Annotated in this window: 6 protein-coding genes and 2 pseudogenes; 5 read left to right on the top strand and 3 right to left on the bottom strand. The window is 46.7% G+C overall.

Annotation, left to right across the window (positions count from 1 at the left end):
• Positions 1-106 precede the first annotated feature (106 nt).
• The 4 genes and pseudogenes from AC07P6_RS26830 to AC07P6_RS26815 form a co-directional block, all read left to right on the top strand.
• A complete protein-coding gene (locus tag AC07P6_RS26830) occupies positions 107-1,009 on the top strand; it encodes an ATP-grasp fold amidoligase family protein (protein ID WP_023320120.1) in 903 nt (300 codons plus the stop codon).
• Between the two features lie 297 nt (positions 1,010-1,306).
• A pseudogene (locus AC07P6_RS26825) lies at positions 1,307-1,671 on the top strand (transposase); the annotation flags it as partial.
• A gap of 120 nt (positions 1,672-1,791) precedes the next feature.
• A protein-coding gene (locus tag AC07P6_RS26820; RefSeq protein ID WP_478315073.1) for an IS3-like element ISKpn37 family transposase occupies positions 1,792-2,957 on the top strand; the annotation gives its coding sequence in 2 pieces (ribosomal slippage) (positions 1,792-2,056 and positions 2,056-2,957; 1,167 coding nt in all).
• 33 nt (positions 2,958-2,990) lie between these two features.
• Positions 2,991-3,725: pseudogene (locus tag AC07P6_RS26815) on the top strand (IS3 family transposase); the annotation flags it as partial.
• A 349-nt stretch (positions 3,726-4,074) separates the two neighbouring features.
• Here the strand turns inward: AC07P6_RS26815 and AC07P6_RS26810 are convergent.
• Complete coding sequence (locus AC07P6_RS26810; RefSeq protein WP_115197782.1) at positions 4,075-6,801, bottom strand: glycoside hydrolase family 3 protein; 2,727 nt, start codon at positions 6,799-6,801, stop codon at positions 4,075-4,077.
• 541 nt (positions 6,802-7,342) lie between these two features.
• Here AC07P6_RS26810 and AC07P6_RS26805 point away from each other — a divergent pair.
• Positions 7,343-9,682 (top strand): glycoside hydrolase family 9 protein, encoded by a 2,340-nt coding sequence (locus tag AC07P6_RS26805; protein ID WP_134897172.1) that lies wholly within the window; start codon positions 7,343-7,345, stop codon positions 9,680-9,682.
• A 738-nt stretch (positions 9,683-10,420) separates the two neighbouring features.
• Here AC07P6_RS26805 and AC07P6_RS26800 read toward each other — a convergent pair.
• Both AC07P6_RS26800 and AC07P6_RS26795 read right to left on the bottom strand, forming a co-directional pair.
• Positions 10,421-11,437, bottom strand: coding sequence for a LacI family DNA-binding transcriptional regulator (locus AC07P6_RS26800; RefSeq protein WP_228708494.1), 1,017 nt, complete (start codon positions 11,435-11,437; stop codon positions 10,421-10,423).
• A 101-nt stretch (positions 11,438-11,538) separates the two neighbouring features.
• Positions 11,539-12,438 (bottom strand): MalM family protein, encoded by a 900-nt coding sequence (locus tag AC07P6_RS26795; RefSeq protein ID WP_224360808.1) that lies wholly within the window; start codon positions 12,436-12,438, stop codon positions 11,539-11,541.
• Positions 12,439-12,452 lie beyond the last annotated feature (14 nt).

The following is a 12,452-nucleotide window of genomic DNA, read 5'->3' as shown; positions in this document are numbered from 1 at the left end:
ATGCCACATAAAATGAAGGTCATACCGACATAACCTTCATATAAACTTGATTGTTCATTGATACTGAACCTGTATGTTCACTGCTTTAACACAATAGGGCATGATAATGTTAAAACAAAGATATAAGTTAATTGAGTACAGGTTCAGAGCCTTACGGACTCTTTTCGTTTCCGATGAGAGTTATCGACGCACGAAGTTCAGGAAATTATTTAATCGGGAGCTGGATTTATCTCTACCTTTAACACTGAACGAGAAGATAAACTATCGCATGGTTTTTAATCGCGATCTTTTCTTGAGTGTTATTGCTGATAAAATTGCTGTTCGGGACTATGTTGAAATGATGGTAGGTAATGAACATCTGGTTCCGTTGCTTGCCGTTTTTGAGAGAATAAAAATCCGCGACTTTGAAGCTCTTCCAGTTTCTTTTGTCATTAAGTGCAATCATGATAGTGGAAGTTCCATCATCTGTCATGATAAGAGTGAACTCAATAAAAGGAGGGTAGTGAGTCACTTCAATCGACGGTTGCGTATGAACCCTTATTATACAAACCGCGAGTGGCAATATAAAAATATACAACCTAAAATATTAGTTGAGCGAAAACTTAATGTTTTTGATGGCAAAGACCAGGATGTAACACCAGAAATGTTCCGGGTACATTGTTTTCACAAAAAAGCCATGTACATCGAAGCAGATTTTACCTGCGTGAACGGCAGAGAATATGTTAATATTTATGACACTAATTGGATGCTACAGCCGTTTACGCTTGGATATGGTAACACCCCTTACAACATTGATCGTCCTTCCTCTCTAGACGACATTCTTGATATTGCAGCGAAACTGGCTACTGATCTTGATTACTGCAGGGTTGATCTTATGGTTGAAAACGAAAGGGTCTACTTCAGTGAAATTACGCTGACTCCTGAAAGTGGTCAACTGAAGTTCAGTCATGCAGAATGGGATTTACGTCTTGGCCGCTTATGGAATATGCCTATAATGAGGATCGATTAGCTACCAATTACGCATTACTCTTTCATAACGTCCGCTTCTGGCACGCAGCGGACCCCTTATTGCAAGCTTAAAATGCCACCTGATTCAGCCAGTTAGAAATGTCACCTTAATTGATGTGGAAAAATGAGAATCTGTCAGTAAGAGGGTGGATATCAAAGAGATCTGGCCTTCAAGAGCACACCAGATAAATGGGACGGGAGCATTAACTAAACAGTAATCAGCTCTGCAATTTTTTGAATCGCCACGGTTTTAACTGACACCTCGGAGTCATTTAAGATGACTTAAAGAGAGGTGCCTATGAGCGGTAAGCGTTATCCCGAAGAGTTTAAAATTGAAGCAGTCAAACAGGTTGTTGATCGTGGTTATTCTGTTTCCAGCGTTGCAACACGTCTTGATATCACCACCCACAGCCTTTACGCCTGGATAAAGAAGTACGGTCCGGATTCTTCCACTAATAAAGAACAGTCAGATGCTCAGGTTGAGATCCGCGTCTCCAGAAAAAGCTGAAGCGGGTTACCGACGAACGGGACATATTAAAAGTACTTCGCAAAGCTGTCCGACTGAGGTACGCCTTTATCCGTGACAACACCTGTTGCTGGCCTGTTCGCCTGCTCTGTCGGGTGCTGGATGTTTATCCCAGTGGCTTTTACTCCTGGCTTCAGTAGCCGCATTCACAACGCCATCAGGCAGACCGGAGACTGACAGGACAGATTGTAGTGGATCGGTAATTCAGGACACCTCGAAATCCTGTTAATGTTAAAACAGTGAAAATGAGGTGATGCATGATCAAAACTCGTCGGACTAAACGTACCTTTTCCCCGGAGTTCAAGCTTGAAGCTATCGAACAGGTGGTTAAATACCAGCGTGATGTCAGAGAAGTCGCGCTGGCACTCGAGCTCAACCCTGACCATTTGCGTAAATGGATACGGTTGTATAAGCAGGAACTTCAGGGTATTGAGCCCGCTGGTAATGCTATTACCCCTGAACAACGCGAAATTCAGCAGCTTAAAGCGCGGATAAAGCGCTTTGAGATGGAAAAAGAAATACTAAAGCAGGCTGCCGTGCTGATGAGCGAAATCCCCGGGAAGCCGTCGCGCTAATCACACGGCTGAAAGCAAAGTGGCCAGTGCGGGTTCTTTGTCATTTATTCGGTATTCACCGTAGCGTTTATTACGCGCAGGTGAAGCGTCCTGTTAATGTGCAAAGAATTGAATTACGAAGTCGGGTGAGGGCTTTCCATGCTCTCAGTCGTGGCGCAGCCGGTAGCCGGGCAATCAGTCAGATGTTGCGCCAGAGTGGCGTTGATGCAGGCCGGTGGCTGGCACGACGACTGATGCGGGAATGCGGGCTGACAAGTCGACAGCCGGTTAAACATCACTACCGGGTAAACGAAGACAAAAGTCCGCCATTGCCAAATTTACTGAACCGGCAATTTAACCCCGCCGCACCAAACCGCGTCTGGTGCGGCGACATCAGTTTTATTCGCCTGCAGGACAAATGGTGTTATCTCGCGCTCGTTGTTGATTTATATTCACGGCGGATTATCGGTTCAGCCCTCTCATTAACCGCTGATGCTGAGTTGGTGTGTAGGGCTTTGCGTAATGCACTGGAAACACGACCGCGTGATGGCCGCCTGCTGTTTCATTCAGATCAAGGTGTTCAGTATAAAAGCAATAAATACAGAAAGTTACTCTGGCGTTATGGGGTAATGCAAAGTATGAGTCGCAGAGGGAATTGCCTGGATAATTCGCCGATGGAAAGAGTCTTTCGCAGCCTTAAAAGTGAATGGCTTCCGAAAGGTGGTTATGGTGATTTTAGCCATTCGGTACGCGATATAAGCCAGTGGATTAATGGTTATTACAACGTTTATCGACCTCACACGAACAACGATGGTTTACCGCCTTGCTTACATGAAGAAAAGTGGAAACAGGTTATCCCGGTGTCCTGATTTTGTGATCCACTACAGATTAAACAGTTCTGACTGGAATCGGGATGCGTCTATGGTTATCGCAAGATCCATCTGGATCTGCGGGACAGCGGGCAACAGTGCGGAGTCAACAGAGTCTGGCGACTGATGAAACGTGCCGGGATAAAGGCTCAGGTCGGATACCGGAGCCCGCGAGCACGTAAAGGCGAGGCCAGTATCGTGTCGCCCAACAGGCTCCAGCGACAGTTCAATCCGGATGCTCCGGATGAACGTTGGGTAACGGACATCACCTACATCAGGACCCACGAAGGCTGGCTGTATCTTGCCGTGGTTGTTGATCTGTTCTCACGCAAAATTATCGGCTGGTCAATGCAATCCCGGATGACAAAGGCCATTGTCCTGAACGCATTGCTGATGGCTGTATGGCGGCGTAATCCCCAAAAACAGGTGCTGGTTCACTCTGATCAGGGCAGTCAGTACACAAGCCATGAGTGGCAGTCGTTCCTTAAATCACACGGCCTGGAGGGCAGCATGAGCCGTCGCGGTAACTGCCACGATAACGCGGTTGCAGAAAGCTTGTTCCAGTTGCTGAAGCGTGAACGGATAAAGAAAAAGATCTATGGAACGCGGGAAGAAGCCCGCAGCGATATTTTTGATTACATCGAAATGTTTTATAACAGTAAGCGTCGGCATGGTTCGAGTGATCAGATGCCACCGACGGAATTTGAAAATCAATATTATCGACGGCTCAGAAGTATCTATGATCTCCTCCCTGAATTCTTTCCATAGCCTCGATAAGGCGAATTCGCCAGGAAGCTTATGCAACTCACTTGCTGCCAGAAATCAAGCAGCGATTCAGACAATCTTGACCTTTTATTCTCAGCCTGACCAAGGCACGCCTTCTGGCTCTGGAATATAGGGTAGAAATAAGGATATAGCCAAGATAATGTAATAGGCTAAAGAGGGAAAGGAATATGTTACAGGGCTTAATGAAAAGGGAGAAATTAGTCGCACCAGCATTACTTAATTTCTGCGGGTGTAGAAAGCGGATAGCAGGAGCTCCTGATAGGCTATCTATCCGACAGCCATATACAGAGACTGTCGAATAGGGTTAGCCACTGTGATTTACATCGTGGATTTATCTCGGGGTTCCATCACAAGTAACCTGGACGAGGTTATCCATCTCCGGATTAACGCCAGCTGGAGTCCAGTTAATTAATCCCAAATCGAGTTTGGCATTCGCCGTGGTCGTCAGAATAAAGGGTGTATTAGTTTTAGAAAAATCCATATTTTCTTTGAAACAAGTTAGCGGAATGCTGAGGGTGACCCATTTATTTAACGGGAGAGTATTTAAGGTCTCGTTGATAGCGATAGAGGAAGCGCATGGCCAACCGCACTGCATACCTATCTCCATTTTACGATCTGGTTTTTTCTTAACGCGCAAAGTCACCATTAAGTTACTGTTTGCCTTGAGATAATTATTCCGATTAATCCCTTTAACATTGGTTGTCTGAAGTTGGATAGATGCACCGGTACTCTCGCTGGTCCCCATAAATGTTACCTCGCGCGCATCCTGCTGACGTTTATAATCGACAGGGCGTACGCTAATATACTGCATCGCGGATTTACCGTTTATTGATACCTCGGTACCGGTCCAGTTACTCTCATCTCCCATTCTTAAACGATGCTCATCGGAGGCTTTTTCACCGAACAGCTCGAGTCGGGTGGTGGCCACCGGCGATTTTTCCATGCTCAACTCCCGGCAGCCCAGGCGACGATTATCGAGCGGTAAGCGATCCAAATCTTGATAATTAGCCGCCGTTCGTGAAGGCGGGTTGTAGGTCAATCCGTAACCAAAATTAAATAACACATGCTCTTTATCCGGCTTCTGTTCAAATTCCGGACGCTGCCAGCCAGCGATATTGGTTGGTGCCGCGTTGATTGTGGTCGCACATTTCTGTGCTGGCCATGAAAACGACAAAGCCCCCTGGAAATCATGACTTATCGTACCGCTAGTGTCGCGGAAGATGACATCGGTAATGCCTTCTGCTTCGGTGCCTGGTAACCAGGCGGCAACGAATGCATCGGAAAGATTGATCTCTTCGTTGACGTAGAGCGGTCTGCCAGAAAGCAAAATAACAACCGTCGGGATACCGGCTTTATTTAGTTGTTTTAATAACTTGAGATCTCCGGAATAGCCAGCCTTCAGCTCGGAGTAGGATAGCGTCTTATTATCAGGAATATCACCTAACCATTCTGCGTATGAGTCTTCGCCCATGGCGACGATAGCCACATCGGGCCGTTCTTTAAGATCCAGCTGGCTTGAGGAGAGTGTCATTACGTTGTGTTTGCCAATGGTTTTCTCAATGGCTCCTGCGACGGTAACGGCGTCAGGGAAATCAGACAGGTTATTTTCCGTCCCTTGCCAGGTGAGGCTCCAGCCGCCAATTTGCTTGCTGATATCATTCGCAGCGCTACCGGCAACCAGCACGTTGAGGTCTCGGCTAAGAGGCAAAATGTTATTTTTGTTCTTCAGCAATACTAGGGACTTACGAACTGCCTCCCTTGCCAGTGCGCGGTGGTCAGGATTCCCAAGAATGCTCTGTTTCCCTGCAAGGGTACGCTGAGACGGCATAGGTTTGTCCCACATACCAGCACGCATTTTGACTCTCAGAATGCGACTGACTGCGTCGTCAATTCTGGACATTGGGACGGTTTTGTCATTAACACTATCGAGTAAGCTGGTCCGAAATGACATCCAGTCCTTTCTTGCTGTCACCATGAAAATATCTATGCCAGCCAGCACTGCAGCTTCACAGTCTCCCATACTACAACCAGAGATTTCACTATGGCCGTTCCAGTCAGATATGACTATGCCATCAAAACCCATTTTGTCCTTAAGTACCTGCGTTAGCATATAATAGCTGCCGTGCAGTTTGCCGTTGTACTCGCTCCCGACCTTAATTCCCATAGCGGAATTTTTATCGTTTTTCCAGCTATTAAACGACGCCATTACGGCCTGAGCGCCCGCGTCTAGGCCTGAAAAATATCCTACCGCGTGAATATTACGCAGGTCATTCTCTGAATAATTAGTATCACCGCGATCAACGCCGTACAGCGTTCCGCCATCGCCAACAAAGTGCTTAACGGTTGAAATAACATGATGTTGTCCCTTCAGATCAGATGCAGAACCTTGTAGGCCCCTGACCATCTCTTTTGCATAGGCATAGACGATGGAGGGATCCTCAGAATAACCTTCATAGGTGCGTCCCCAACGATCGTCACGTGGCACCGCGACGGTGGGAGCAAAGGTCCAGTCAAGACCTGTCGCGGCAACTTCGAGAGCCGTTGCCTGGCCAATTCTATAAATTAAATCAGGATCGTGGGCGGCTCCCAGGCCAATATTATGTGGGAAGAGAGTGGCCTGGAAGACGTTGTTATGACCATGAACCGCATCGGTAGCCCACATAAAGGGAATTCTGAAGCCACGACCAGCAAAGGCCTTATCCGTTGCAATCCAGTATTTATCTGCTTCAGTGACCCAGCTCCGAGCCAGAGAGTGTTTATTGTTATCAGGCCAACCACCGCCACCGTTAAGTACCGAACCAATTTTATATTGAGCCACTTCCTCAGGGGTGATTTCCCGAAAATCAGGCTGCAGCATTTGGCCAATTTTTTCATCAAGAGTCATCTTTGCAAGAATCTCTTTGACTCTATTCTCAATCGTTTCGTCTTTGGTAATGACGCTATGTATTGCCGGCCAATCGGAAAAGTAAGGTGCAACGGCAACTTCATTAGATGCCAACGCGACATTTGCGCTCAATAAGGCAATCAATGTGCAGTTAGCCCCCAGCATGATTTTCATACACAAACCCCAGAGTAAGTTTTATAGAAATCGATTTCACGTGCATGCTAGTGACGTGTTCATGTTTTATGCATGCCGTATCCGTGAGCCATAAGAGCATGAACAACCTTTGTGATCTATGTCTTGATGAAGGAATAGCAAGGCTCATCTTCTAAACAGAGATGGAAATCACAAAAATCGCACAGCTGACTAGAAATCGATTTCAGAAGAATCGTGATGTGGCTATGATGGCAATGAAGTCGTACATGACCCAAGGTGCATTACATGTAGTTTCTGATGGAAATCCTATGTCAGCTATTCTTACCGCTATTGAGTTACTATCGTTTCGGTCACACCGACCACGCCGATCGTTATTTTGGAATAGGCTACGCATAAGAATTTACCACTCAAGATAAGCTACAAAACATTTAGAGCGTAAACAGGTCGATTTATCACAAGGCGATGGTGGCTGCCGTATCAATCTATTTCATCGGTGATCTATTTTCTGTTGTCTATTTTTTGGAATCATTATGTTTAGGGTGTTTAATTCGGAGAGTTTTCAATGAACACACGCAGAACAGTTAAGTTCTCACTCATTTTCTCAAGTCTTTTTGCTTTACAGGGTTGTATTAACGGCGATGGTAGTAGCACTCAACAGAGTGCCAGCCCGGCAGAGGAGTTAGTGAATAATGGGAGTTTTGCCGCGGGGACGGATGGTTGGTGGGCCGCAGGAGGCCAGTTGGATCGTGTAGACAATATGGGCTGTTTTACCTTCACTAACGGTGGAGCGAACCCCTGGGATGTCATTTTTGCTCAGTCCGGGATCCCTCTGGCGGAAGGCCAGTCTTATAATCTTAGCTTTACAGCGGTAACCAAGAAGCCAATTAATGCCAAAATTTTGGTTCAACAAGATGGCGCACCATATACGAACTATTTCGCCCAGGACGTTGAATTAAACGAAACACGGAAAGACTTTAATTTTAAATTCACCCCTAAATCAGCAGACGAGAAGGCTCAGTTCCAGCTACAGCTGGGCACTCAGTCTCCGACCACGGTTTGCCTCAGCAACGTTTCTTTGAAGGGGCCTCGGCTGAAAGTCGCGTCGAACTTTGCGCCGATTAGGGTAAACCAGGTCGGATACTTGCCGCACGCGTTGAAGCGAGCAACCATGGTGAGTGATTCGACTCAGCCATTGAGCTGGACTCTACTCAATAGCATGGGGACGAAAGTGGCCGAGGGTCAGACTAAACCCTTCGGTATCAACCGTGCATCAAATGAAAATGTGCATATTATCGATTTCAGCCAGTACACGGAAGAAACAGACGAGTTAACGTTGGTGGTGGGTGATAAAAAGAGCCACCCATTTAATATCAGCAGCAAACTCTATCAACAGCTGAAGTACGATGCGCTCTCTTTCTTCTATCAGCAGCGTAGCGGTATTCCTATCGAGAAACAGTACGTTCAACGGCCCGATCTTGCCCGTCCGGCAGGGCATCCGTCAGAACGAGTAACGTGCTTTAATAAGACCGACGCCAAAGGCAATAAATGGCCTGGCTGTGATTATAAGCTGGATGTTACCGGTGGCTGGTACGATGCGGGGGACCAGGGTAAATACGTTGCGAATGGCGGTATTTCCACATGGACCTTAATGAATTTCTTTGAACACGAGAAATACTCTCGCAACGTTAAGGAAAGCGCATTTAGCGATGGTAAAGTAAAAATCCCCGAAAATAACAATCGCAAGAACGATCTTCTGGATGAAGCGCGCTGGATGATGGACTTTATGCTGGCAATGCAGGTTCCTGATGGCAAGAAGGCGTGGGTACCCGTCGGCGATCAGTCCGGTCATCTTGAGGCACTCAAGCTGACAGAGATCGATGCTTCAGGGATGGCGTTTCATAAAGTGGCCGATGAGGCCTGGACTGGCATGCCGCTTCCGCCACATAAAGATCCCCAGCCGCGTTATTTAAGCCAGCCGAGTACTGCAGCGACCTTAAATCTGGCGGCGACTGCAGCGCAATGCGCGCGCGTCTGGAAAGATACGGACGCAGCCTATGCGAAACGCTGCCTCGCAGCGGCAGAGAAAGCATGGAAATCGGCTAATAAGCATCCAAATGTTTTTGCCTACGACAACTTTGTCGGTTCAGGCCCGTATGATGATACCAAAGTGGATGATGAGTTCTATTGGGCTGCGGCGGAACTGTTTACCACAACAGGAAAAGCTGAATATCTCGATGCGATAAAAAACTCACGCTACTACCTAACCAGCCCTAAAGGCGATAAAGACGCTACGGGCGATCTCTTCTGGCAGGACGTCTCTGCTGCCGGGACTATTACCCTGGCGCTGGTTCCGAACGATCTTCCTGCTGAAGACGTTAAAAAAGCCAAACAGACGATTATTAATACTGCGAATGCCTACGCGCAAAGCGTACAGACTGAGGGGTATCTGATTCCTTATTCTGCAGTGGAGTATCCATGGGGTTCTAACTCGAACCTGATGAACCGCAGTATTTTCCTTGGGCTGGCGCATGATTTCACCGGCGACCGCAAATATGTCCAGGCGATGTCTGACGCCATGGATTATGTTCTTGGACGCAACCCGCTCGATCAATCCTATGTGTCGGGTTACGGTAGCCGACCGCTCAAGAATCCGCACCATAGATTCTGGGCTCAGCAGCTCGATCCGTCATCACCGCTGGTGCCGCCAGGCGTGATGTCCGGTGGGCCAAACTCGATCAGCTTCAGCGATCCTATCGCTGCCAGTCTCAAAGGACATTGTACCGGGCAAACATGCTGGAAAGATGAAATTGGCGCATGGACTCTGAATGAAGTCACTATCAACTGGAATGCTCCTTTCTTCTGGACAACCAGCTATATAGATGAAGGTTATCTGAATAAGTAAAGTTAAAGATATAATATGAGGTGCGACATTGTGATATATGCCGCACCTTTTTTATTGCTGACAATAAGACCGACGGGTCATGAAATGGGCTGAGTGGTGGCAGTAACCGGGGTGCTTATTCGCCGTTCTCTGGCAAGAAGGGGGATGTCCTGTTCGTTTTATTGGTCAGCACCATCACCGCCATTTAAGTCAGCCAACCGCTGGTGTTTTCTTGTCCGCCCGGGACTACGTTTCGATGGAGCGTTCACTGGGGATGCTATCTCAGACCTCCTCGCCGGCAGCGCCGGTAGCCATACGCCGTTTATAGTCCCGCTATTTCCTTGAGCCGCGCCGAGTCGGCTTTTCTGGTCTTAAATGCCGCTGATCCGGTCTCTCACGACTGGCCAACAAACCACATATTCAGATTATCCGTTATTGCCGCCATATCGGCTGTCTGAGTATTGCGGGGCTATTTCATAAAGACAGCATGATCTCTGTAGCTGCAAAGATATAATAATTGCACAGGGTTATTATAGTAATTGATATCTTTAACAATTACCGAATGATGGGTGCAGACCGGGAAAAGAGCCGTATTCATTTTTCAGGCGGGCAGGAGAGTAGACCGGCGTCATCAGACAAAACCCTCCGAACGATAAAGGCAAGGGTTTTTCATCGGGATTATTAATAAGAGAATTTAAACTTCCCGTGAGCTTGCCGTAAAATCATATTGTTCGGAAAAGCTTACGGATAAAGGGTAAGTCATTTGAATTCCAAGGCGGTTTTCCGGTTAACAATCTGCAGTTCAGGAAGCAGGGATTCACTTTCTTTTGTCACTTCATCATCACCACCATTAATTAAGCTAAGCAGCGTCTGCGCCAGCTTAACGCCGGTTTCATAAATGGGCTGTTTGATGGTGGTAAGGGGAGGATTACTATATGTTGAAAAGGGCAGGTCATCGAAGCCAATCACGGAAATATCATCAGGCACGTCTAAATCAGCCTCTTTGAGGCCGAGTATCGCACCGTATGCGGTTTGATCGTTGGCACAAAATACGGCACTGAAATCAATATTATTGGAGACCAGATGCTTAATCGCCTGGCGACCACCTTCTTCGCTGAAGTCACCTTGTACAACGAGGTCTGGATTATACTCAATGCCTGCAATGCTCAGGGCCTGGCGGTAGCCATTAAGACGATCAACCGCATCCTTTTGATCCATCTTGCCAAGAATATGGGCAATCTTTCGATGCCCAAGATCTAATAAGTATTGCGTCGCCATATAACCGCCGAGGCTATTGTTGACATTAAATGAACGAACCTGCGCTGTATTAATATCATGGCCGGCTGCTACGATAGGGACCTGAAGGGATAACTCGATGAGACTTTGTTGGCTAACGTGTCCTGTTAATATAATTATTCCATCCACGCGACGGTCAATCAGTAACTGCATACGTTCGAGTTCTTGCTTCGACTTCCAGTGACCGCTCACGACAACAGGTACGTAGCCGGTACCTTCAAGGGTTTTTTCCACACCACGCAACATTTCATTAGAAAACGGACTATCAAGATGCTGTGTCAGCACGCCAAGCGTCATTGACTGGCCGCTCTTTAATGATTGCGCCATGAGATTGGGCCGGAAATCTAACTCCTTTATAGCCTGCTCGACCGCAATACGCTTCTCTTCAGCAACTTTAGCCGATCCTGTCAATATACGAGAAACAGTACTTGCAGAGACACCTGCGACACGAGCAATATCGTAGACTGTCGTGCTTTTCATCCTGGCTTTCTTCACGTGGCTCTCTATTACATTTAATGGTTCAATAGAATCATCATGGTTACCCATCGAGCAAGGTTACGATAGATATGGCGAGTTCTCAACTATAAATTTTTCCTTTCATTATCCTCAATCACAGAAAAGAAAACATCTCTGGCTTTTGTAAAGCCTGAACACTCAGCTTCACGAACATACTGAATAGCTTGTTCATAGTCTTTGAAAGATAATAGTTTTCTTATTTTTTCATAATATTCCTGTGCGCTTATACCAGCAGCAGTGTTGGGCCTATTTTGCAGACACACAGGCGTCCTTACCGGGGCCTCTTCTGTAACATAGCGGTCATCAGCACTTTTTATAAGTTCAAGCTTTATACGTCCCGTGGTGGAATGGGGGACGGCTAGCCTAGAAAATTTACCGACATCAGAAACCCTGTCGTAACGCATACTATTTTGTAACAATTCATTGTCAATAACGGTACTTCCGGAAGCGTCTTTAGCGGTTGTGTAAATTAATAAATACAGTTTTGTATAACCATCCGGTAATGAGAATGTGCCTTTGTAAAGGTTGGCGCCGAATGAATCCTCGGTGTAGGGGAAGTGGCTACTTTTTATTACATTAACAACGTTAAAGTTTTCATCTAAAATCATCACGGAAGGGATGAACACGCTAAAATCGAGTGGCGAACTTAATTTTACCGACCGACCCACCTGTTTACCTTCGATAGAATAGGCCGCAACATAACTCTTCTCTGAGTTAAAAGAAAAAACCTGGCTATTTTCATTGATCTGGGCCATGACGTTATCACCCTGGATAGGGGTGTACTTAATATCGCTGAGCTTATCAATGGCTGACTTTGCCGCAAGCGCATTCCGGTCGATGGCCACCTGTTCCTGCAGTGAATGAGCGCTTGTGCCTGATGTCGATGCTACAAATGAATGACAGCCAGTAACCATCAGGCTGAGTAGTAGCAGAGAGAGATTTAGCGAAGATTTTTTATGTTTCATGCTTAACAGAGACT

It is taken from the genome of Klebsiella sp. GFKo11 (assembly GCF_056490265.1).
The sequence above is the reverse complement of the archived record's forward strand: the minus strand, read 5'-3'. Positions and strand labels throughout refer to the sequence as shown.